General features: G+C 43.4%; 14 protein-coding genes. 9 read left to right on the top strand and 5 right to left on the bottom strand.

From position 1 onward, the window contains the following. The first annotated feature begins 256 nt into the window (after positions 1–256). From AB3114_RS04435 to AB3114_RS04405, 7 genes are all read left to right on the top strand, one after another. Positions 257–2,530 carry a peptidoglycan DD-metalloendopeptidase family protein gene (locus AB3114_RS04435; RefSeq protein WP_367342056.1) on the top strand — a complete coding sequence of 758 codons (2,274 nt, stop codon included), beginning with the start codon at positions 257–259 and terminating at the stop codon, positions 2,528–2,530. A gap of 85 nt (positions 2,531–2,615) precedes the next feature. Beyond that, complete coding sequence (locus tag AB3114_RS04430) at positions 2,616–5,102, top strand: GH25 family lysozyme (protein WP_367342055.1); 2,487 nt, start codon at positions 2,616–2,618, stop codon at positions 5,100–5,102. 1,008 nt (positions 5,103–6,110) lie between these two features. Next, positions 6,111–7,118: a LacI family DNA-binding transcriptional regulator gene (locus AB3114_RS04425; protein ID WP_367342054.1), complete on the top strand. Its 1,008-nt coding sequence runs from the start codon at positions 6,111–6,113 to the stop codon at positions 7,116–7,118. 206 nt (positions 7,119–7,324) lie between these two features. Then, the gene (locus tag AB3114_RS04420) at positions 7,325–8,068 is read left to right on the top strand and encodes a glutamine amidotransferase (RefSeq protein ID WP_367342053.1); all 744 of its coding nucleotides are present in this window, start codon (positions 7,325–7,327) and stop codon (positions 8,066–8,068) included. Between the two features lie 20 nt (positions 8,069–8,088). Further along, on the top strand, positions 8,089–9,060 hold the full coding sequence (locus tag AB3114_RS04415) for a DMT family transporter (RefSeq protein ID WP_367342052.1): 972 nt from the start codon (positions 8,089–8,091) through the stop codon (positions 9,058–9,060). 14 nt (positions 9,061–9,074) lie between these two features. Next, complete coding sequence (locus AB3114_RS04410) at positions 9,075–10,130, top strand: linear amide C-N hydrolase (RefSeq protein ID WP_367342051.1); 1,056 nt, start codon at positions 9,075–9,077, stop codon at positions 10,128–10,130. A 220-nt stretch (positions 10,131–10,350) separates the two neighbouring features. Continuing rightward, positions 10,351–11,190 carry an Rpn family recombination-promoting nuclease/putative transposase gene (locus AB3114_RS04405; RefSeq protein WP_367342050.1) on the top strand — a complete coding sequence of 280 codons (840 nt, stop codon included), beginning with the start codon at positions 10,351–10,353 and terminating at the stop codon, positions 11,188–11,190. 59 nt (positions 11,191–11,249) lie between these two features. On the opposite strand, the gene AB3114_RS04400 is transcribed toward AB3114_RS04405, so the two are convergent. The 4 genes from AB3114_RS04400 to AB3114_RS04385 are packed head-to-tail and all read right to left on the bottom strand — an operon-like array spanning position 11,250 to position 18,249. After that, positions 11,250–14,213, bottom strand: a complete 2,964-nt coding sequence (locus AB3114_RS04400) for an LTA synthase family protein (protein ID WP_367342049.1) — start codon at positions 14,211–14,213, stop codon at positions 11,250–11,252. Continuing rightward, entirely contained in the window at positions 14,213–15,742 is a 1,530-nt protein-coding gene (locus AB3114_RS04395; protein ID WP_367342048.1) for a BCCT family transporter, read from the bottom strand. The genes AB3114_RS04400 and AB3114_RS04395 overlap by 1 nt, the downstream gene beginning before the upstream one ends. Beyond that, positions 15,729–16,481 (bottom strand): NTP transferase domain-containing protein, encoded by a 753-nt coding sequence (locus AB3114_RS04390; protein WP_367342047.1) that lies wholly within the window; start codon positions 16,479–16,481, stop codon positions 15,729–15,731. The genes AB3114_RS04395 and AB3114_RS04390 overlap by 14 nt, the downstream gene beginning before the upstream one ends. Further along, positions 16,474–18,249 (bottom strand): phosphotransferase, encoded by a 1,776-nt coding sequence (locus tag AB3114_RS04385; RefSeq protein WP_367342046.1) that lies wholly within the window; start codon positions 18,247–18,249, stop codon positions 16,474–16,476. The genes AB3114_RS04390 and AB3114_RS04385 overlap by 8 nt, the downstream gene beginning before the upstream one ends. A gap of 197 nt (positions 18,250–18,446) precedes the next feature. Here AB3114_RS04385 and AB3114_RS04380 point away from each other — a divergent pair, with 197 nt between their 5' ends. Together AB3114_RS04380 and AB3114_RS04375 are read left to right on the top strand one after the other, a co-directional pair. Continuing rightward, complete coding sequence (locus AB3114_RS04380; RefSeq protein ID WP_367342045.1) at positions 18,447–20,027, top strand: peptide chain release factor 3; 1,581 nt, start codon at positions 18,447–18,449, stop codon at positions 20,025–20,027. A gap of 93 nt (positions 20,028–20,120) precedes the next feature. After that, positions 20,121–23,030, top strand: coding sequence for a KxYKxGKxW signal peptide domain-containing protein (locus AB3114_RS04375; RefSeq protein ID WP_367342044.1), 2,910 nt, complete (start codon positions 20,121–20,123; stop codon positions 23,028–23,030). A gap of 136 nt (positions 23,031–23,166) precedes the next feature. Here AB3114_RS04375 and AB3114_RS04370 read toward each other — a convergent pair whose 3' ends face one another. Then, the gene (locus AB3114_RS04370) at positions 23,167–24,402 is read right to left on the bottom strand and encodes a hypothetical protein (protein ID WP_367342116.1); all 1,236 of its coding nucleotides are present in this window, start codon (positions 24,400–24,402) and stop codon (positions 23,167–23,169) included. Between the last annotated feature and the right edge of the window lie 182 nt (positions 24,403–24,584).

The raw sequence follows: 24,584 nt of genomic DNA, 5'->3' as shown, positions 1-24,584 counted from the left end.
TCATAGCGTAGATTGTATAGAAGAATTAGGATGTTTTGACAAAATTAAAAAGTATCCATCATTTTATAGAATTTTATTGTTACAAATTTGTAACAGCAAATTTACGATTACTTAATAAGTCGTAAGATCGGTTTATTCCACTTGACCGTTATACTATAATAAAAACTGGTATTTTATAGATGCCAGATTATGAAGAAAAATCAATTTTTTAAAGAAAGAACAACTGCAAGGATTCAAATAAGGAGACCGAGCAATTTTGGAAAATAACAACGACGCAACAACGCATTTTAAGCTTTATAAAGCAGGCAAGTTATGGCTGGTTGCAGCACTTGCAACGATGGGTGTAATGGCAACTAATGGTCAACAACGTGCACACGCTGCTACGACGGATGGTGAAAAGAAAGTAATTCGCACTGTTGGTAACAATAATAATAACGGTACTAATGGTAGTGATTCAGATAATAATACTACCCAAGGGAGTGCAGATACTGTGGCAACTAATGCACAATCATTGCAAAGCGCTACTGTAACACTTCCTGCAGCAGCTGACAGTTCTGCACAGACAGCTAATACTAACTCAGCAGCATCAAGTGCAAATACAAGTAATGCTTCTTCAGCAACAAGTCAGGCTTCAAGTGCTGCACAAAGCAGTTCAGCTAATGCTACGAGTGCAGGTTTAACTACCATTAACGGTAAGGTTTATGATCGGGATGCAAATGGTCAAAATCAAACTGGCTGGCAACAGGTGAACAATCAGTGGTACTACTTCAACAATGATGGTGCTGCTCAAACTGGTTGGTATAAGTCACAAGCGGGCAACTGGTTCTACTTTGACAGTGCGACTGGTGCTGCCAAAACTGGCCTGCAAAGCATTAATAACAACACCTATTTCTTCGATCTAACTGAAGCATGGGCTTTAAAGGGTTGGCAAAAGATTAGTGGTTCATGGTATTACTTTGATGAAAATAATGCCTGGGCCCAAAAAGGTTGGATGAAGTCACAGGCGGGTAACTGGTATTACTTCGCTAACAATGGTAAGGCTGCTACTGGTTTAACGACTGTTAACGGCCGTACTTATGACTTTGATAATGACAATGCTTGGGCTAAAACCGGTTGGCAAAAAGTGAATGGCTCATGGTATTACTTTGACTCAACAAATGCATGGGCTAATACTGGATGGTATCAATCAGCATATGGAAATTGGTATCACTTTGATAATAGTGGTAAAGCTGATAGTGGTTTTACTACTGTAGATGGTCATGAGTACTACTTTGATCCAGAAAATGCATGGATGGCTTATGGCTGGAATTATTTGAATGGTTCATGGTACTACATGAACACTTCTCATGATGGCACGTTTGGTGCGATTAAGACTGGCTGGCAGACTATCAATGGTAAGCGTTACTACCTTGATCCTAGCCAACATGGCAAAATGTTGACTGGTTTACAGCAAGTTAATGGCACTTGGTATTACTTTGATTCCAAGAATGGTAATCAGTTTACTCAGACTGGTGTAGATTCTCAGACTCATAAAGTTATTGTAATTGTTAATGGTCATCCAGCTATTGCTAGTGCTGCTGCTGATAGTAACAGTACTGCAGAAAGCATCGAAGGTGCCTTTGTAACACTAACTAAGAGCGGCATTCAAAGTGTTGGAGGACGTGTCTTTGATTTTGATGCTTCCACTAATAGTTTTAAGACTGGTTGGGTCAAGCAAAATGGCAGTTGGTACTACTTTAGTCCAAGTGATTCAGCTGCTGTCATTAATTGGAATAAGATCAATGGTCGCTGGTATTACATGGATTCAACCACTGGTGCAGCTAAGACTGGATGGAACCAAATTAACAACCGTTGGTATTACATGGACACTACTAATGCTTGGTGTGTTACTGGTTGGAATCAAATCAATGGTAAGTGGTACTACATGGACCCAACCAATGCCTGGTGCGATACTGGTTGGCAGAAGATTAATGGTGAATGGTACTACATGGATCCAACTAATGCGTGGATGTACACTGGTACCCATACCATCAATGGTAAGAGCTACACCTTTAACTCAAATGGTAAGTGGGAAGATTACTGGGGTTGGCCATTCCCTGCAGATGGTGAAGGTCACTTTGCAGGTGCCCAACTCTTTGGCGTTAACGCCGGCGGTGAATTCCGTCAAAATGGTTTCCATGATGGCCTAGACTTCGGGTCTGTTGACCACCCTGGTTCAACTGTTCATGCAATCCACAGTGGTAAGATTGTTGCTGTTGGTTACACGGCCGGGTTGGAAAACTACGTACTTGAAGATACTGGCGAATACCTGATTGTTTACCAGGAAGCCTTCTCGTCACGCAGCAACATCAAGGTTTCTGTTGGGCAACAGGTTTCAACTGGTGATGCTATTGGTTACCGCGATACTTCTCACGTTCACATTGGTATTACCCGAAACCACAACTTCAACTACGACTTAGCAATGTCATTTACCAACAACGGTACGTGGTTGAACCCATTAACCATCATCCGGAATGGTTTACAAAAATAATTTCTAACTGATGCGTTTGAATAAAAAGGAAGCGAAAATATTTTTGCTTTCTTTTTTTTTAAGAATCTGGAGGGATCATTAATTTATGGATTTTAGGAAGTCGCTAAAGAATTCTACTTTAACTTGTGGATTAGTGTTACTGTCACTTTCCTTTGGCATGGTTAGTGCTCAACATAAGGCACATGCCGATCAAGCAGTTAAGCAGCAAGCACAAACAACCAATGCTAATAATAATTCAGATGCTAACACTGTGACGCTTTCTGCTAGTTCCAGTGTGGCTTCATCTGCAGATAATTCTGCAACAACTTCATCAGCTACGACAAACTCTACTAACAGCGTTGCTAGTTCAGCCGCTAAGAGTGCTAATACACCTGTAGCTAGTCAAAGTGATTCAAGCCAAAGCACCACCGTAATTTCAACTCCACAAGTTGTCAAACCTGCTGCCTCTGCTTCTGATGGCACACCATATGTAACTATTGGTAGTTCAGCTTATCCACGTGTGGATGCAGTTGACGTTTCTTCATACCAGTACAATTTGACTGAATCTAACTATCGGGCATTGAAGAATGCCGGGGTTAAGACGATTATTGTCAAGTTAACTGAAGGTACCAATTACGTTAACCCATATGCTGCTTCTCAGATTTCTAATGCACGCGCGGCGGGGTTAAATGTGGCTGCTTATCACTTTAATGACTTTGCAAATTCAGCTCAGGCATATGCTGAAGGCCAATACTTTGCTAACGAATTACGTCGTTTAGGTTTAAGTACATCGACTCCTGTTATTGCCGATATGGAATCCTCATACGTTCAGTATGGTAATGTTGCTAATGATTTGAACTCATTCTGGCGAGCTCTTTCTGCTGCTGGCTATAACAACCATATTGTCTACTGCTCCATTTCTTATGATGAATCTTATGGTGTCAGCACGACCGTTGGTAAGAAAAAGACGTGGGTTGCTCAATACCCGTACAGTCCTTCTCCAAGCCGTTTACTAAACACCGGATATGGTGCTTGGCAATATAATGCCCATGGTCGGATTGGTGGTTACAATTCTGACTTAGACGTTTCTATTGATTACAGCGGCATTTTTGGGCGTGGATTGACCAATAGCTATCAAAATGGTCACTGGTACTTGTATAACGGTAATGTGAAGCAAACCGGTTGGCAACAAGTTGACGGTCATTGGTACTACTACAATCCTGCTAATGGTAGTGGGGAGATGCTTGTTGGCGATCAAAACATCAATGGTGCTTGGTACCACCTGAACACAAACCATGATGGTACTTATGGCGCAATGGTAACTGGTTGGGTGAAGGAAAATGGTAAGTGGTACTACTATAACCCATCCAATAATGATGGTAAGCTGATGTCTGGTGATCAATACATTAATGGTCACTGGTACTACCTGAACCCTAACCATGACGGCTCATTTGGTGCCATGGTTACTGGTTGGCACGAAGAAAATGGCAAATGGTATTACTACAATCCTGCTACTGATACCGGTTGGATGTTGACTGGTCGTCAGAACATTAACGGTAGTTGGTATGACCTTGGCTCTGATGGTGCCCGAAAGACTGGCTTAGTTTATGATTCAGCTTCACAAGCACTCCATTACTATGGTAACGATGGTAAAGAAGAAACTTCTAACTGGGTTACTGCGGCCGCCTCTGCTGACCAAGATGGTTTGTTGACGGAAGGTGCTGACGAGTACAAGATCCATGACCGGAGTACTGGTAAAGTTGACACCGGATGGCAAAAACTTGATGGATCATGGTACTACTTTGACCCTACAACTGGTAAAGCTCGGAAGTCACAATGGTTCCAAACACCAGCTGGTAATTGGTATTACTTTGGTAGTGATGGTAAGGCTGCATCTGGTATCACCAAAGTAGGTAGCCAGACCTTCTACTTTGATCCAACTAATGCTTGGATGTTAGCTGGTTGGCAAAAAGTCAACGGGTCATGGTACTACCTGAATCTTAAACATTATGGCAATTTTGGTGCTGCTGAAACTGGTTGGCAACGCATTAATAACCGCTGGTACTACTTCGATAATGATGGCAAAGCTGAAACAGGTTTGCACGTCATTAACGGTCGATGGTACGACTTTGATAACTCTAATGCCTGGGCCAATACAGGCTGGCAAAGGGTCAACGGGTCATGGTATTACTTCGATAATACTAATGCTTGGGCTGAAACTGGCTGGCAGCGTATTAACAATCGTTGGTACCACTTTGGACAAGATGGTAAGGCTGCCACCGGATTACAAAGCATTAATGGTCGTACTTACTACTTTGACACTAACAATGCTTGGGCCGACGCTGGTTGGCAAAAGATCAATGGTTCTTGGTACTATTTTGATGGTACCAACGCTTGGGCTATGATCGGTTGGCAACGTATCAATGGTCGTTGGTACTACTTCGACAATACTGGTAAGTCTTTGTCAGGCTTGCAGACTATCAATGGTCACACTTACTACTTTGATCCAGAGAATGCTTGGGCTGTCACTGGTCAACACACGATTGATGGCCATGTCTATAATTTTGATGCGACGAATGCGTGGGCATTGTAATTAAATAAGACTTTTGATGAAGCACTGAAGGGTGGGGGCCTGGAGGTGCTTTATTATTTACTTGGTAATCGCTTTATAATGGGGGGTATATAAAAATGAGATGGTTTAATAAATATGCACCACAAATTGGAATTGGTCTCATGATTGTTATATATTATTGAAGGGATTGTCGGTGCTAAACTATTATATCCACACAAGGTCAGATGTTTTTGGCGTGTATTGTTAATTTTTTTATTTATAGTATTTATTATCATTAGCTTATTTTTAACTACTTTTACAAAAGACTATAAGGATCAAACTGACAGTATGGGTAAATTTGCAATTATTGGCAAAAAGGGACTAATTTATTTGTGTATCCTTTATTATTATTTTTAATTGAAAAATTAATATAACTATAAAAATGATTGTAAAAAGTGTGCAGAGCGGATTTAAAATGTAGGAAAACGGCGGAATAAAATGAAGTGCTATAGAAAAATTATGGTTTTTTAAGATTGAGCGTTGTCCAATCAATATGTCTCTTCTTTAATCTTCACCACATGATAATCCTATCAAGAATAGCTTCTGCTATTGTGGAGTTGTACAAGGCAACTCCCTAACAGAAAATAGTTCATTTGTCGTTTATAGAGGTAGGTTAGAGTCTTTTGCTAAGATCGGCTAATAATATAGTTAATAATTAATTAAGAGATAATATCTTTCGCAACGATTAAATCTCCCTTTTAATTATCCTTTCTTGTTGCTTTTCTGCAAGACAGTTTACTTTGCGTGACAATGATTAGGTAATGTGATGCTTCTTCATCTGATTGTGATACTACGGCAACTGATAATGAAAAATGTAAAGGAATATATCAATTACTGATATGAAACAGAATCAATGAATGACTTTATATTGTTTCATAAGATATGGCCTATTATAAAAAAGTTAATATATACATGAACTCTATCAATTATAGGTGTAGAATTAGTTCAACAAGTTAAGTTGAAAAGGCGACTGATATTATGAGCTTTACCATGAAAGACATTGCAAAAAAAGCAGGTGTATCGTTAAGTACGGTTTCACTGGTACTTAATAATAAAGAAGCAAGAATATCCGAAAAAACTAAGGAAAAGATCAAAAGGATAGCACAACAAAATAATTATCATCCTAACTCTGCTGCAGTGTCTTTGAGTAAGAAAATCAGCTACAATATTGGATTAATTGTTCCTGACATTACTAACCCTTTTTTTGCCCAATTAACAAGGTTGGTAGATGAAAAAATAAGATCTTATGGCTACTCAACTCTGTTTGCTGATAGTAATAATTCAGCAAAAAGGGAAAAAGAAATATTAGCAAATATGGCTTCTCATGGTGTGGATGGAGTCCTTCTAGTTCCTTCAAACGAATTTTTTTACCAGAGCACGAAAGATAACCAAGAAATGATTGATGATTTGGGAAAACCATTGATCCTTGTCAATGCAAGTAGTGACATGAAGGTTACTACTATCAATTTTGACAACTATTTGGGAGCTCAGCTTGCAACTCAATGTTTAATTGATAGAGGTCATAGAGAAATTGCGTTTATAAAGGGTAAAGATAAGTATGTCAATGCACCCGAACGTTATAGGGGATATTTAGATACTCTAAAGAAGAACAATTTGCAATTTGATCCCAATTTAGTTTATAAAGGAGATTACTCTATAGAGAGTGGATATAGAGCAGCACCTCAAATTTTTAATAATCCAAAAATTACAGGAATTGTTAGTTCAAGTGACATGATGATTTTTGGATTAATTAAGTGGTCTAATGAGCATCATTTAGATATATTTGATAGATATTCTTTGATTGGCTTTGATAATGACCCAACTGATGCATTTACCCAAGTGCCTTTAGCCTCTATTGATCAAGAATTGAGTTTAATGGTAAATGAAGCAACAACTCAGCTAATCCAAAAGATTAACAAAAAAGTTAACTCATATAAACATATCATTATAAAACCCAAATTAATCGTTAGAAGAAGTGTTAGGAAAAATAAAAATTAAAAGCGCTTACATTATAGTGGAAAAGTGGTATACTTGTAATTGAAAGATGATTGTTTGTAAATGATAAAGCGGTTTAGCAAGTGATACTATTCCGCTTTATTGAAGGATTACAGTTCAGTAATACAAACAATCATTATTTTTTGCAAAATTGCTAAAGCGCTTTACCAATTGGCACAATAGGGTTTATATCAAAGAAGTGGTTAATTATGGCAAAGGTATTATTAGCCGGTGAATCTTGGATTGTATCAACGACTGAATATAAAGGATATGACTCCTTTACAAGTTCAAAGTTAGAAAGTGGTTGTGATCATTTAATTGACGAATTAGAAAAAAATGGGCATCAGGTAACTCACTTATTTGCTCATAATGTTCAAGAGCAATTTCCTTGGACTATGGATGAGCTCAATAAATATGACGTAATTATTCTTTCAGATATTGGATCAAACTCATTTTTGCTTTCACATCGTGTATTTGATGAGGGACATACCACAGTAAATCGCTTAGATTTATTGAAAAAGTGGGTCATTAACGGAGGCTCATTGATGATGGCTGGCGGATATTTGTCATTTGGTGGATTTGAAGGCAAAGCTCATTACCACAACACACCAATTGAAGACATACTTCCGGTGAATGTTTTACCTTATGATGATCGTTGTGAAATGCCACAAGGTGTCAAACCATTAGTCAAGGAAGACAGCAATATCACAAAAGGATTAGGTGAATTTCCAGATATACTTGGCTATCAAGAACTTCAAGTAAAGCCGGATAGCAAAGTACTAATGACGGTAAATAAATCACCACTATTAGTTATTCGTAAAGTTGGAAAAGGAAAAACGTTAGCATATGCTAGCGATATTGCTCCTCACTGGGCACCTGAAGAGTTTATGAATTGGAGTGGTTATGGAAAATTCTTCTCTCGTTGCATAGATTGGTTAGCTAATGTTAATTAACTGTGAAAGAAGGTTTTATCATGAGTGAAAAGATGTCGACAAAAAAGAAATTTGCCATCCCGTTGTTAGTATTAGCCACAATCTTAGCAGGTATGCTTTCTCCAATGCAATCTGCTGTCAATGGCCAACTGGGCAAAACATTACATGGTGATGGGAATGCTACTGCAGTTATATCATTTGGATCCGGGCTTGTAGTCATGGCAATTATTATTTTGGCCCGTAAATCAACTCGTCAACAGTTTGCTTCTATTCCACGTCTAATGAAATCAAAACAAATGCCGTGGTGGAACTGGATTGCTGGTATTTGTGGTGCCATGGTTGTATTTTCTGAAGGTGCATCAGCTTCAGCCTTAGGTGTAGCAACTTTTCAAACAACGTTAATTTCTGGTTTAGTTATTTCAGGTCTGTTATGTGACCGTTTTGGAATCGGGGTTGATTTGAAGCAACCGTTTAACTTTGTACGTATCATGGGTGCTATCTGTGCCATTGCAGCGACTGTCTTGGTTGTATCACCAAATTGGCAGGCACCAAAGGTCATTGGTTTAGCTGTTTTGCCATTTATTGCTGGTTTGTTAGCTGGGTGGCAACCCGCAGGTAATTCAGCTGTTGGTAAAGCCACTGGATCAATGCTTGTCTCTGTTACTTGGAACTTTATTGTAGGATTTTCTGTTTTAACAATTATCTTGCTCATTCGGATGGCCATGGGACAAGCTTACTTTGCATTGCCACATGTTTGGTGGATGTATCTTGGCGGTCCTTTAGGATTATTATCAATTGGCCTTATGGCTTTGTTAGTTCGTGGTTTAGGATTGCTTCTTTTAGGATTAGCTTCCACTGCTGGTCAGCTAATCGGATCAGTGTTGATGGATTTACTCATTCCTCAACTTGGTGCTCATGTCTATGTTGTAACTGTATTGGGTGCTTTGGTTGCGCTGATTGGTGCCGGGATTGCGATGATTCCATCTCGGAAACCTAACACTTTAAATGATTAAAGGAGGGTTTAGCTATGGCTTGTACAGGCATTGAATTAAAAAGTACTCAAGGGAATCCATATTGGGCAAGAACTCAAGATTTTGAACAACATTTTGAATACTCGGGTATTAAAATTCCACGTAATTATAGAATGACAAGTACTTATACCCCCTTTACAACAAGCAAAGCTGTAATGGGTATCGCTTGGGCAGCCGACTTACATAAGCACCCTGTGGTTTTAGATGGAATCAATGAAAATGGCATTTGCGGTGGTTCGTTTTATTTTGATCATTTCTATAAATACGTTCCGACTTCTGAAATTAAAGCAAGCGGTAAAGTACCAATTCGAGGAGAAGAAATTTGTACGTGGATTTTGACTCATTATGGCAGTCTGACAGAGATACAGGAACATTTAAATAAAGATGTAGGAGTTACTAATGAACCAGGACCTATGATGGGAATGTCTGTTCCTCAGCACTGTGTATTCATTGATCCTGACGGTAATTCATTAGTTGTTGAACCATCTATTCCAAATGGTTTTAGATTCTTTAAAAACACAGTAGGTGTATTTACAAACGCTCCGACATTCGACTGGCATCTTAATAACGTCAAAACTTGGTTGGAGCGTACTACTAAACGTTCGTACAAATATCAAAATGATGAACCAATTGATGACATTAAATTGGGAGAAAGTACTAGTGGATTGGTTGGTATTCCTGCCGACTACAAACCTGAATCTCGATTCTTACGTGCGGCCTTTGTAAAGCTCCTTTCAGATCATTTTGATGATGATAAAACATTAAACCAAATTTTCCAAATGCTAACTGCTGTTAACACACCAAAGGGGTCGCTCAGAATACCTGATGGCGAGAAGACTATTTATGCCTGGACGCAATACACATCAGGCTATGATATTAAAAAGAAGAAATTATTTGCTTATACCTATGACAACCGTAATTTGAAAGAGTTGGATTTTGGTAATCCTGATGATTGGGGAGATAAAGTTCATTTCTTCAACTTTATTAGCAAACAAACCACTGAACCGTTTGTTGCACGTGATACATGGAAAGAAGGTGAAAACACAATTTAAAATCATTTCAACTAAAAGATTATGACTAACACCTTATAATGCCCCTTAGAGTGAACACTTTGGTTAGAGTGCAGTTCTAAGGGGTATATTTGTATTTATAAAAATGCAATTATTTAGCATCATCGTAATTGTTTTCCTCGTATCTATTTTATAGAAGGATTTTAGCTGATTTTTGGCTACCAGAAAATCTGAGCAAAATAGTATAATTGGGGTAACGAAGATGACACAGTTTGCACTTAAACAGTGGCGGCAAGCAGGCATTACTAATGATTTTATCTTTGGTAATGTTATGCATCTGGGTAATAATTGTCGTGATTTATTACGAGCAATATTGCCGGAATTGCATATTCAACGAGTTAAGCTAATTAACACCCAAAAGGACATCCGAGATCAATACGATCAACACGGGGTCAGATTGGATGTGTTTGCTGAAGATGAAGTTGAGCGTGTATATGACGTGGAAATGCAGGTGACTCGCCCAAAAGATTTGGGTGAGCGGATCCGCTACTATCAATCTAAAATTGATATGGATTCATTAGTTAGCGGAATGTCATATGGCAATATTAAGCGTTCCTATGTCATTTTCTTGTGTCCGTTTGATCCTTTTGATAAGCAATTGCGACGTTATACTTTACAATTGCGTTGTGATGAGGAACCGGCACTTAAGTTGAATACAGATGCAAAAGTTCTTCTATTAAACTCGGCAGGCAAGTTGGGGAGAGTCACACCTGAATTAAGCAGTTTCTTTGCCTTGATGAATGGTCTTACAGTTCAAGGCAACAGTTTTGGTGAACAAATTTTGAAAGATATTGCAGCAGTCAAAAGAGATCCAGTGAAGGAGCGTGATTTTATGGATATGGCATTGAAGATGTATGATGCTCGGCAAGAAGGTTTGAAAAAAGGCAAAACGGAAGGCAAGTTGCAAATGGCTGTTTCCGTTGCCCAGAATTTAAAGAGAAAAGGTTACAACGAGGAAGCTATTAAGGATCGATTGCAAGATTATTTTAGAGATCAACTAACCGAAAAAGAAATTAAGCGAATTATTAAAACATTAAAATAAATTGGACAAAAACGACCCTCTCAGCTGCACTGCAACCGAGAGGGTCGAACTATTTTCTATTATTTGAGTTGGCCATTTCTTATCAAATAATGGTGACCAGCCGTGACATCATATTGAACCAACTGGTAGTCATGCCACAGTTGTTTTTGCTGCTTATTAAAGTGGCGTGAATTAACAATTTTTCCATGCTGGTTAATAAATTGGGCATTAGTGTTGTAGCTATTGGTAGATGATTGCTCCGTGTTGAGAGCAAAGGCCGGTAGCTGCTTCCAAATATGTGTCAACATAGCTTGGTACCAGTCCACTTTAGAGTTGGTTTGCTGGGCAACCATTGCAATAAAATCGTTGGGGTCGACAAAGCCGACTGTTTTTAACATCTTTTGGTGGGCACCGTGATTTCTGGCGTAGCGATTGGAATAAATGAAGTAGTCCGTTTCGTGAAGTTTCAAACCGTCTTTCTGCAAACTGTTGCCATAGATGCCACCTGGTAGATGATCACCGTAGAAAACGATGGTGATAGGCCGCTGAATCCTATCGATCCGTTGCAGGAAAGTCTTGACGGCAGAATCAGTGTGATGAATGCCTACACTGTAATCTTCTAGTGCATTGATGTTCGTACCCGCATCTGCAGTGGCCTTAAATTGGTGGTGGCCATTGTAGAAGTTCTGGGTATATGGGAAATGGTTTTGCATTGTCACTAGTTGAATGAACTGCCCATGATGCTGCCGTTTCAACTGATCCATCACATTAGCATAGGCTGTTTGATCAGACAGGTAAGGGCTGCGGTCAATGCGTTGTTGATGCCTGATCGGGTAACTGCCGTTGAGATGGTAAAAACGTTGAAAGCCAAATTTCTGGTAGACTTGCTCACGATTATAGAATGTGCCGAGGTAAGGGTGAATAGCAGTTGAGTGTTTGAAAGAGCCAACAATTGATGGATTATTTGCTAACGAGCCGACTAACTGTGTATAAGGGGTTGGCAAAGTTGGTGAAAAGTTGGCTAAAGCGAAGCCAGTCAGCGTCATGTATTCCATGTTAGCCGTTCCTCCACCATAGCCAGAACTGATCATCAGGCCACTAGTGTTAGCTTGTTTAATTCGGTCCATTTTAGGCAGTGGATTGTTGGCCATGTGAACGCCAGGAACACGGCGTGGATTAGCTAGTGATTCACTGAGATTAAAAATGATTGTTTGCTGGGACAATTTGTTGGTCCGTCCCTCATTAATTTGCCGAGCATTAGTCTGGTAGCGTCTACGGATTTTAATCATTGCGGCTTTGGAATAACCGTGTGGTCGATTCATGACGGTGATGTCGATATTGTTCAAAAACTGAACAACAGGACCGTTAACCCGGGCACCTGATAGCTGGTTGTAAAACATCGGGTCATCCCCAGATCCCGACAAAATAGTGTGGAAAACAGAAGATTGGTGGTTCCAGCGCACACTAGATAGAAGAATGAGCGGCAAAATGAGAATTGCGGCGATACTGGCCCAACGCTTTGGCGCCTGTTGCCCATGCTGCCTTTCCAACACAATGATTATGGCAATTAAGATGATTATCAGGATGATGACGGTAATGATAGTCGCAAGACCGGTCATTTGAATGAGACTGCCCCAGACACTCACCATTTTGAGTTCAGAAGGCATCACTGGTTCATTGCGTGCACGAATCTTCATCCAGTTCGCAAAAATCCAGATAATCATCAGTGCATCGGAAACCATGACACCGACAAAATAGTGTCTGGTGATTGCCCAAAGAAACATGTTAAAAGCAAAGAGAATGATCGTCGTCAGGATGATCATCGGTTGACACTGGAAAAAGGTCAGCAGGAATATATTGTGCGAACTGCCGACGTTAGGAGTAATCCGCCAGCTGTTGTTCATCAAAAGAAAAGAAAGAATGGATAGGCAGTAGGCGACGATTAGTGCGATCAGTGTTGGTCGATGTTTGAATAACCATTGCTGTAAGCTAACACGTTGGCGGCTGATCCAGGGAAGCGGTTGATCTAGATCAAGCGGCTTGATCCAGCCATGGAGTCGGGTATTTAACCGGCAGCGTTGAGATAACCAGGTTAAGATCAAATCCCAACATCCACCTGCAATGGCAAAGGCTAGAGCTAGGACAAAAGATACAACTAAAAGCTTAGTAGTTGAACTGCCAGCATGACCGTTGAGAAAATTTTGACATTCTGTTTTCATCGCAGGGTTGGTTGTTAGAGCTAAGGCAGCGGATAACCAGTTTAATAGGTTTGGAAAGTTGGATGATGTTTGCTGAAACGATGGCATCTGAATAATGGCCCAAGAGACATAGACCAGCAAGGGACTGGCTAGCGTCGTAAAACGGGCAGCTGTACTGGAATCACTATGAATTAGTGTCGAAATAGCGGGCATTAACCCCATCAAAATCAATCCAGCGATTCCAACAAAAACAACTCTGCCAATGTGATGATGTTGATCATTACATTGTGGTGCGACATCACCTAATAAGAAGAGAACGGTGTACAGCAGCGGATTATTCCCTGAATTCCAGTGGAACATATTGATACCAAAGACAAAGGGAATAATGAGTAGCAACCAAAGCAGGAAAGCAGTGGACATGCGAGTTTGTTTGAAATGATTATCCATCAACACCATTATTAACAGGCCCAGGAAAACTCCGCTGAGCAAAGGATAGGTGTTGTGGAGTAACGGGAATAAGGCCTGGTAAAAGTTGGTCAGGCTAAAGATACGGTGAAGGGCGAGAACTAAAGTTGCTACAATCCCTGTCAACACGATAATCATCCATGATTGGATGCCATCACTGATTAGTGATTTGGCCCTTTGCTGTTGAGCGACTCGTCCTAAAGACAATACTAATAGATCAATTCCGATTAGCATGGCCCCATGAAGAATTTGTCCAGCTGCTGCATGGAGACTCCCACCCGGATATTGAATGATGCCAGGGTGATTAGTCCAGAAAATCATGGCGGTAAGAGTCCACCACAATAAAATCCCACTAATCAAGTTGTTGCGAATGCGTTTCACTACTTTTGCCTCCCGTCCCCTTGATTTGTTTCTATTATATCCTTAAAGAACGACATTAAAATCATCAACATCACAATGCCGATCGGCAAGGCGGCGATGATAGCAACCGATTGCAGATCGTAAATAGAACCGTGCATCAAGATCAAAGCAATTGGCATCAGAATAAAGGTAATTGCCCAGAAAACGCGCACCCGCTTATCTGGCTCATCTTCAGGGGCAAGGTAGTGGTAAGAATAGGCGGAGACGACCATCGTAATCCCGTCAAAAACGGTTGAGTAAAGGCCAACCATGGTTAGGACAAGCAAGATCAACGCTAAGCTCGGAAACGGCAGGGTTTGAAAAACTGCAATAATTGACTGGGCGTAGGGAACGTGATTAGCAACGTCTTGCAAGACGTGAACGTGATGACTCAGTTGTTGGCTGATGCCGTAACCACCCAGAGACAAAAATGAAATATAAGTACCGGCCAGTCCCCAGAAGTAACCGCCGAAGACGACGTTGCGGATAGTACGTCCCCGGCTGATCATGGCGATGAAAAACGGTGTTGCGACACTCCAGACCATCCAGTAAGACCAGTAATAGACGGTCCAGTTTTGCATGAAGTGTCGCTTCATGGCGGGACCGGTGAAGGCAGCCATCGCTGGGAAATTTTTAACTAGGCTAGCTAAAGAGTGAGCACCGTTGTGGATAATAAATCCTTCCTGACCGCCAGCCAGGAAGAAATAAAGAATGAGAGCCAGAAAGAAAAAAGAACAGATAGTAGCCAGGTGGGCGATTCCGTTCGTCCCAAAGATAACGGTGACGGTGTAGATGGTGGCGACCAGAAGCAGCATGATGATCGACAGGTAAAGACCGTCGTGGATACCGAAGACCTTACTGATGGCAGCCGACAAAAGCGGCATCGACATGGAGAAGGTTGTCGCGGTTCCGGCAACCAGGGCGACGATCGCGATGAAGTCGATGATTCGTCCGGGCAAGTGGTCAACCCAGCGACCGATCAACGGGCGGCAAGCCTCTGAAAAACGCTGCTGATTATCCTTTTTGACGTGTAGCATATAGCCAAAAGCCACGGCCAGCATGATGTAAAATCCCCAGGCGAGCGGTCCCCAGTGGAACAGGGAATAAGTCAGGCTGAGATCGCGGAGACCGTGCGGTTGTTGCCGAATGTAGGGGTCGTTGCCGTACATTGCCCATTCGCAGAGAGAATAGAAAATCACGTCAGCCGACATGGTCGAGGTGAAGATCATTGTTCCCCAGCGCCAGGTCGGGTAACGTGGGTGATCATCATTCCCTAGACGGATTTTCCCATACTTCGAGCAGGCAACCGCGATGCTGGCAACCAGGAAGATGATCGCTACCCAGAGGTAGAAATTCATCAACTTATTTCCCAGGAAATATCTGATTGTCTGCAGGACTTTGTTAGATTGTAGCGGCCACGTCAAGAAAATCAGGCAGAGGAGGATGATCGTTGCGATCGGCGCTCCCATCGCCGGAATGTTTAATTGATGGCGCAAATTATGCTTGTTCATCATGGGCTTCCTTCTTTTTGAGATCGAGGAAATGCTGGTAACGTGGTTCGAGTTTGACTAAGTCCTCGAGGCGGTCAATTTCCCGCACGTCACCGAGCTGCATCGGGTAGACGGTGAGGTGGAACTGGTCCGGGCAGCAGAACATGGCAACGTCATCCCAGTAGATGTCGGTGTGTTGTTTTTTCTTAAATTCGCTGACAAGACAATGTCGCAGCGTTTGGCAATCCTGCTGATTCCAGCGTGAGACGCTGTAGAGACGCCAACCGTGCTCGCCACCATCACGGTCACAGTGGATGACTTCTTTGTCATCGCTGACCGTCAGTAGCCATTCGTCGGTGTGGCCTGGTGTCCAGACACAGTTATAACCAGAACGCTCAAAATCAGGTTGGAGGACGGCGGGGTTGTTGATCAACTGGTCGCCGTCGAGAATGATGGTGTTATTAAGGTGTTCACGAGCCACGTACAGTGATGAAATGTTGTTGGCTTTGGCATAGTATGGGTTGTCGATTAGGTGAACATCACTGTATTTATGCGGCAGATAGTCATACTTTTCCTTGAGGTATCCGACGACGACGTAAATTTCACTTATGCCATTTTGGTGAAGGGCGTTGATAACAGATTCGATCATCGGCTGACCACCCACTTCAATCAGCGGTTTCGGGGTTTCTAAACTGAGCGGTCGCATTCGGGTGCCGAAACCGGCGGCCATGATAATGGCATTGTTTACATGGTTAGTCATTGGACTGTGCCTCCTTAATGCGTTGAGCAGCAATTTGCGAGTAGTTTTTGGCAAAGCGGTATTGGGCAATCGAGTATTCGCCAAAGTCGAGCCCCAGTGTCTGTTTGTATTCACACCAGTTGCTCCAGAGCAAGCCCGCAGCTGCTAAGTAAGCGTAGATTTTGGTGCGGATATCCTCTGGGCAGTCGTTGTGGAAGTAGCAATCGATCAGGTGGTCGACGGATGCACGATCATACATCGAATAAGCCGCAAACATGGCAATATCCAGGTGAGGGTCCTGCATCCCCGCGTATTCCCAGTCGATCAGGTGCAGCTTTTCTCTCCCGTCTTCCTGTTTAGCAAATAAGAAGTTATCGGCGTTAGCGTCGATATGGCAGAGGGTACACTGGTCACGGTGCTCCTTGATAAAGGAACGCAATGCCAGGACGGCTGCCTTAACCTGGTCATAATCACGGTAAGCTGACGGTTGACCGTGACGCAGCCCTTCGTAAAAGTCGATCTGGTCGAAGAGGTCGAATTGGTGGTCGACTTTGACTCCCCGATTATGGAAGTCATGCAGCAAGTCAATGCAACGCTGCACATCATCCCAGTTATTAGCGTCACAGTTACGTGAATGGGGGATGAAGCGGCTGAGCTTGTAACCATTGCGGGGATTGATGTACAAGACTGGTTCGGAGATTGCCAGTGGCTGGATCGCCTGGTAGACGGCAGCTTCGTGCTGGCGATTGATCAGTTGGTTGGTTCCTGCACCTGGGATTCGCATGATGTAACGGTGGGCGCCAGCGGTAAACATGAACGAGCGGTTGGTCATCCCCTTCTTCATCACGGTGATGTGGTGAATGTCGTGCCGTTTAATGCCTAGTGTCTTGGTGATAATATCAATTGCTTCACTGTTGAGGTGGTTAGAGTTAGCGTCGAGGTTGAGCAGTTGTTCATAGGTATTGATTTCAGCAAAGTCCGTATCAGCAATGATGCGGCTAGACATCTGTCTCCACGTAGATTCTTCGAGGGAGTGTTCCCAGAAATCATTGAAGCACTGGGGATTGGCCGCATCTTTGTTTAGCTGGGTAGCTAACGATTTAGCCAGACCCGCAGTCAAATAAGCCAGGCCAACCGGAACGTTACCTAAGTGTTGATCATCAGCAGCTTTAAATGTGTGCGCCTTCGTGGAGTACCATTCTTGACCGCTGGTGATGTGGTCACTGACCATGTACCAGGGATAGAGTTCGCATTTGCGAAACGGGTTGTTCTGAAACCAGATATCGCTGGGGATGATATAAGCGTCGCTTAAGTGCTGCGGATCGACCAACGATAAAGAATAGAGATTGTTGCGGTCGTGGTAATGGGAATTGACGATTAAGTTAATCCCCGCTTGGTCGCTGAGAAACTCAAAATGTTCCTTCATAAAACCGACGACGACGTCAATCTGGTTGACACCGCCAGCGTGTAGCTGGTCAATGAGCCGTTCGATGAGCGTCTGGTGATGGACTTCCAAGAGCCCTTTAGGTTGCTCGGTGTTGATCGGAACCATCCGCATGCCATAACCAGCGGCGAGAATGACCGCGTGTTGGGGACGGTGAGCTTTGATTAATTGCTGTCCCTTGGCGGTGAGCTGGTGGTCATTAGCTAAGATGCCTGTTTCTTTTAAGTTTTTAATGGCGTTATTAACCTTACCCAGCGAAAAACCGAGTTGGTCAGATAGTTCGCGTTGGGTGAAATCAGGGTGGAGGATCAGTGCTTGCAGTACGATCAGGGATGCTCTGTTCATTTTTAATTCTTCTTTCTATATTTTGAACACATCAATATATTAGGAGCGAGCTGCTCACTTTGTCAAGGATCTGTGAGCGATGATATTTACATCGATCGGGAAACTTTCTATAATTAATTAGTTCTACCTAATAAGTACCCGTTAATTGAAATTAATTTTAAATGTCGAAACAGACATCATTATTAGAAAGGAATATTATGACAAGCAAACAAGACTTAGCTAAGGCTGTTAATAAACGGCGCACTTTTGCCATTATTTCACACCCAGACGCCGGTAAAACGACGATTACTGAGCAGATGCTGCTCTTTGGTGGGGTGGTGCGGCAAGCCGGAACGGTTAAGGCCCGTAAGACCGGTAACTTCGCCAAGTCCGACTGGATGGCCATTGAACAAAAGCGTGGGATTTCCGTTACCAGTTCAGTGATGCAGTTCGACTTTGAAGGTAAGCGGATCAATATCCTGGACACGCCAGGGCACGAGGACTTCTCCGAAGATACTTACCGGACCCTGATGGCCGTCGATTCGGCTGTGATGGTGATCGACGCAGCAAAGGGGATCGAACCGCAGACCAAGAAACTGTTCAAGATCTGTAAGATGCGGGGTATTCCGATCTTTACTTTTATGAACAAGTTGGACCGTGATTCCCGTGATCCGCTGGACCTTTGTAACGAAGTCGAGGACGTCCTTGGCATTGAAACCTACCCGATGAACTGGCCGATCGGCATGGGTCGGGGCTTCATGGGAATCTACGACCGCTATAACAAGCGCGTCGCCTTAACGCACCCTCAGGACGAAAAGAATCCCTACCTGCCGCTGAAAGATGATGGTCAGGTTGACGGTGACAATCCGTTGGCTGACGATAGTGCTTGGCAGGAAGCCGTCGACGGCATGGAGTTGGTGGAAGCGGCTGGTAACCAGTTCGATCCGGATAAAATCGCTGCTGGGGACCAAACGCCCGTCTTCTTTGGCTCGGCATTGACGAACTTCGGGGTTCGCACTTTCCTGCAAACTTATCTCAAATTTGCTCCGGCCCCGACAGGACATAAACAAGAAGATGGTGACCCGATTGAGCCGCTGGATCCCGAATTTTCCGGCTTCGTCTTCAAGATTCAGGCCAACATGAACCCACGCCACCGTGACCGGATCGCCTTCGTGCGGATTTGCTCTGGTGAATTCGACAAGGGGATGGATGTCACCTTGGAGCGGACCAAGCAAAAGCTACGGCTTTCCAACGTGACTGAATTCATGGCCAATACCCGGGAAAACGTCGATAAGGCGGTGGCTGGTGATATCATCGGTCTTTATGACACCGGGAATTTTCAAATTGGTGATTCCATCTATACCGGTAAGAAGGACATCAAATTTGAAAAGCTGCCACAGTTTACGCCGGAGCTCTTTGTTCGCGTCAATGCCAAGAACGTGATGAAGCAAAAGTCCTTCCACAAGGGAATCAACCAGTTGGTTCAGGAAGGAGCCGTCCAACTTTATCGTTCCTGGGGTACGAACGACTACATCCTTGGGGCTGTCGGTCAGCTGCAATTTGAAGTTTTCCAGTTCCGGATGAAGAATGAATATAATTCAGAAGTCATTATGGAACCATTGGGTCATAAGACCGCTCGCTGGGTTGATCCAGACCAACTGGACCCGAAGATGGCGTCATCCCGGAATATGTTGGTCAAGGACATTAACGACCAGCCGCTATTCCTCTTTGAAAATGACTTTGCGGAAAATTGGTTCAAGCAAAAGTACCCGGATGTGAAGTTGACAGCACGTCTATAAGCACTTTTATAGCAGATGATTCGCTTTCAATCTTAACGTCAAGGTTTTATAATTAGTTCAGATTTATCCAGTTTTTTTATGGAGGGTCAAATCGTGAGAAAAGAACATTACAAGTTATATAAAGCAGGTAAATTATGGTTAACGGCAATGATCGTGGCCTTTGGTGTTGCAGCAGGTTCAGCAGTGGCCAACGCCGACCAGGTCAATGCTAATGCACAAGTAACCGTACCAGCTCCGGCTGCTGACCAAGCAAACCAGGCTGCTTCTGGTGCAAGTCAATCAGGTTCTACAGCAGCAAGTCACGCTGCATCTGGCACTTCTTCATCGGCTACTAGCTCGAGCACAGCTTCTGCTAGTCATGCTTCATCAACAACTGGCACTTCTGCAGCAAGCAGTTCGGCTGAAACGACGAGTCATGCTAATAGTGGGACTACGTCACATGCATCTTCATCAAATGCCAACAGCAATGCAGCTAGTGGACATAACTCATCAGCCCACCAAAGTGGTACTTCTTCAACTACCAATAGTGGCTCTGGTCAATCTGGCACTAGTGCATCCAGTAGTGCTGCAAGCTCCTCCGCACCGCAAACTCCGCGGAGCACGGCTACTAATTCTTTAGCTTCAGAAATGGAACGTAATGCTGACGGTAACATTGTTTGGGGCAGTGACGCAACTAACACCGTTACTAATGGTTGGTCACAAACTGATAATAGCTGGTTCTACTTTGCCAACGGTGTTGCTCGTACCGGTTGGCAGCGAATCAATGGCCGTTGGTACTACTTCAGCACTAATGATGGTCGGGCTCAAACAGGTTTGATGGCTATCAATGGCAATGTTTATTACTTTGATCCCCAAAATGCTTGGGCAGATACTGGCTGGCAAGCAGTGAGTGGTGCCAACAACCATGGTTCATACTGGTACTACTTTGATCCAACGAACGCCTGGGCTTTACGGAACTGGCAATTGTTGGGTGGCCATTGGTACTACTTCAATCCAACAGACACCACGATGGAAGCTGGATTGCAACAAATCAATGGTCAATGGTACTATTTGAATCCAAACCATAATGGTTACTTTGGTGCCATGGATACTAACTGGCAACGTATCAATGGTACGTGGTATTACTTCAATCCAAGTCATCGAGGAACTTATGGTGCAGCTTTGACTGGTTGGCAATTAATCGGTGGTAGTTGGTATTACTTCAATACTGACACTGCTGCTGCCTACACGGGAATTCATCAAATTGGCAACCAGACCTATGCTTTTGATACAAACAATGCCTGGATGTTGACCGGTTGGCAACGTGTCGACGGTACTTGGTATTACTTCAATCGTGGTAACCAAGGCACTTATGGCGCAGCCCTGACTGGCTGGCAAGTCATCAATGGTCAATGGTATTACTTCAATACTGACACCGCTGCTGCCTACACTGGTGTTCACCAAATTGGCAATCAGACTTTTGCCTTCGATTCAACGAATGCTTGGATGCTGACTGGCTGGCAACACATCAATGGTCACTGGTACTACTTTAACCAAAACCATAATGGCAGCTTTGGTGCAGCATTGACCGGTTGGCAAGCCATCAATGGTCGCTGGTACTACTTCAACACCTCAAATGGTCAGTCATACAGCGGTTTACAGGCCGTTGGTAATTACTGGTACTACTTCGACCCAACCAATGCTTGGATGTTAAACGGTGGTTGGAACTTAGTAGGTGGTCATTGGTACTACATGGATCCAAACCATGATGGTCACTATGCTTCGATTATGACCGGTTGGCAGACGATCAATGGCCGTCGCTACTACATGTTCACTGATCCGAACAGCGCTAACTTCGGTCAAATGGCAACTGGTAACACGCGGATTGGCAGTTCTCACTACTACTTCAACGCCTCTGGTGCACAGGAAACTGGTATCTTTGTAGAGAATGGTCACTTGATGGACTTCTCTGGTGATGGTGGCTCATTGAACACTGAAACCATTACGTTGACACGTGGTGTCGCAGCTGATGGATCAGCCATCGATGTCAGCAACGTTCATTTGACGGTAGGTGCTGATGGTGTTGTTGACCTGTCATCGCTGGCAAATGGTTCATACACCTTAGCCAATGGTACATTGATTACGGTTGTTAACCACCGTGTATCCACGGGTTGGACTGGTCACCAGTACATTGATCCAAACACCGGCCGTGCACTGACCGGTTGGCAACGTTTGCCTTATAATGGTGTCACTAGTTGGTATTACTTTGCTAACAATGGCAATGCCGAAACTGGCTGGCAATATATTAACAACAACTGGTACTACTTCAATGACCAAGGGGCCGCCCAGACTGGCTGGCAACAGATTTCATGGAATGGCAGCAACCGTTGGTTCTACTTTGATTCAACCAATGCCAACATGTACGCTAACCGGTGGGCTTCATTGAGCTGGAACGGTGGTCAATTGGCTGACTACTACTTCAATGCTAGTGGTGTGATGGTCACAGGATGGCAAACGATTAATGGTGCTCGTTACTACTTCAATGCTGACGGGACCCTTGCTAACTATTCCGCTCGCTTGATTAACTGGTTCCGTTCTCGGATGGGCCGTTTGACTTACAGAGCTAATGGTGGGTCTCGCAACGGTAGTGATGGTACTGCTAACTCTGCTGGTGCAATGACCCAAGCACTGCGTGATTCGGGGTGTGGTGCATATAGTCATTTGTACCGCACTGATGAACTTGGCAACTACTTAGTTGCTAATGGTTACCAGCAAGTATATCAGGGAACCGGACGCTACCAGGTTCAACACGGTGATGTTGTACTCTGGGATCCATATGGTTCTGACAACGTTGCAATGGTTATTTCAACCTTCGGCAACGATCCACAATGCATTGCTGTATCCAATTACACCAATGGTCGGAGTGGACAAGCTGTAAATGAAATTGACTACAATCAATACTGGAACTACGCTGGTCATCCTACCCAATACGTTTACCGTCCGGCACGTGCTGAATGGCGGTAAGTCGTCAAAGCTGAATAAAGACAAAAAGATAACAAAAGCATGGTCCGCATCGCGAACCATGCTTTTTGTATAAAAAAGGATTTCCGAATTGCGTGAACAGTTCGGAAATCCTAATTTATTGTATTTATTCAATATTTTAGCGAACAGCACCGCTGTTATCAGCATAGTACCACTTGCCATCAACATTGAAACGACCAGTCAGATAATGGCCACTATTGTTAATGTAGAATCGACGTCCTTGACTATCTGTTTGCCAGCCAGTCAGCATCCGGTGTGCCCGGAAAAGGTACCAAGCGCCATTGCACCAGTACCAGCCGGTATCAGCTAAGGAACCGTCGCCTTGAGCAAAGTACCAGTGTCCGTTAATCGGTAACCAAGCGTTAGTCTTGTAGTGACCAGCACCGTCGAGGTAATATGTCCGTTTCTGATTGTCCGTGAAGAATCCATTGGCATCCATGGTGTAGTTGTTAAACAGGTACCATGAACCGTTGATCAGCTGCCAGCCAGAATGTGCTAAAGCACCGCTGCCAAAGGCATAGTACCAAGTGTTATTAACTAAGAACCAGCCAACTTTCATCCAAGCGTTATTGAGGTCGAAGTAATATTCTTGACCGTTAATAGTTTGGAAGCCAGTTTCAGCCGCACCTTGGTTGTTGAAGTAGTACCAGCTGCGGTTGATGAGTTGCCAGCCAGAACGAGCAAGTGCACCGCTGCCAAAAGCATAGTACCAGGTGCCATTAACGCTAATCCAACCGGTTCTCATCCAAGCGTTAGCAGGATCAAAGTAATAACGCTGACCGTTAATGTACTGGAAGCCAGTTTCAGCCGCACCTTGGTTGTTGAAGTAGTACCAGCTGCGGTTGATGAGTTGCCAGCCGGAACGAGCTAGTGCACCGCTGCCAAAAGCATAGTACCAGGTGCCATTAACGCTAATCCAACCGGTTCTCATCCAAGCATTAGTAGGGTCCATGTAATAACGCTGACCATTAATGTACTGGAAACCAGTTTCAGCCGCACCTTGGTTGTTGAAATAATACCAGCTGTTATTGATTAATTGCCAGCCCGTCTTGGCAGCTCCATAATTGCCGTCATGGTATGGATCAAAGTAATACCATGATCCATTGATCTTTTGCCAACCGGTGTCAGTCCAGACGTTAGATGGATCAAAGTAGAAGGTTTGATTATTAATACGAGTTAAACCAGAAGCTGCCTTGCCATTATTGTAAAAGTAGTACCAGGTGCCACTGTATGGTGACTGGAACCAACCACGATTAAAGGCTTGGCCATTTTGGTAGAAGTACCAAGTATTATTGTTGTCCTTGTACCAGCCATTTTGTGGACGACTGCTAGTAGTTGCTGGCGCAGGTGCAATGGCCTGTGGCGTTTGTGTACCTGATTAGTATTAGTCGCTTGACTATTTTGATTGGTTTGTTGATCAGAATTTGTTGCCGATGTAGTTTGGGCATTGGAAGCGACTAATTGTTGATTATCTAGACTAGTTGTCGTTTGGTTATTCTTTGCTGACTGATTTTGGACAACGACAGTTGTGCTCGT

Source organism: Limosilactobacillus sp. (assembly GCF_040772465.1).
GTDB lineage: Bacteria > Bacillota > Bacilli > Lactobacillales > Lactobacillaceae > Limosilactobacillus.
This window is presented reverse-complemented; position numbering and strand designations above follow the sequence as displayed.

What these genes read in the sequence shown, in the direction of transcription:
- AB3114_RS04415 (WP_367342052.1), top strand. Translation starts at nt 8,089, where the DNA reads ATGAGTGAAAAGATGTCGACAAAAAAGAAATTTGCCATCCCGTTGTTA.
- AB3114_RS04410 (WP_367342051.1), top strand. Translation starts at nt 9,075, where the DNA reads ATGGCTTGTACAGGCATTGAATTAAAAAGTACTCAAGGGAATCCATAT.
- AB3114_RS04430 (WP_367342055.1), top strand. Translation starts at nt 2,616, where the DNA reads ATGGATTTTAGGAAGTCGCTAAAGAATTCTACTTTAACTTGTGGATTA.
- AB3114_RS04395 (WP_367342048.1), bottom strand. Translation starts at nt 15,742, where the DNA reads ATGAACAAGCATAATTTGCGCCATCAATTAAACATTCCGGCGATGGGA.
- AB3114_RS04385 (WP_367342046.1), bottom strand. Translation starts at nt 18,249, where the DNA reads ATGAACAGAGCATCCCTGATCGTACTGCAAGCACTGATCCTCCACCCT.
- AB3114_RS04390 (WP_367342047.1), bottom strand. Translation starts at nt 16,481, where the DNA reads ATGACTAACCATGTAAACAATGCCATTATCATGGCCGCCGGTTTCGGC.
- AB3114_RS04425 (WP_367342054.1), top strand. Translation starts at nt 6,111, where the DNA reads ATGAAAGACATTGCAAAAAAAGCAGGTGTATCGTTAAGTACGGTTTCA.
- AB3114_RS04380 (WP_367342045.1), top strand. Translation starts at nt 18,447, where the DNA reads ATGACAAGCAAACAAGACTTAGCTAAGGCTGTTAATAAACGGCGCACT.
- AB3114_RS04420 (WP_367342053.1), top strand. Translation starts at nt 7,325, where the DNA reads ATGGCAAAGGTATTATTAGCCGGTGAATCTTGGATTGTATCAACGACT.
- AB3114_RS04405 (WP_367342050.1), top strand. Translation starts at nt 10,351, where the DNA reads ATGACACAGTTTGCACTTAAACAGTGGCGGCAAGCAGGCATTACTAAT.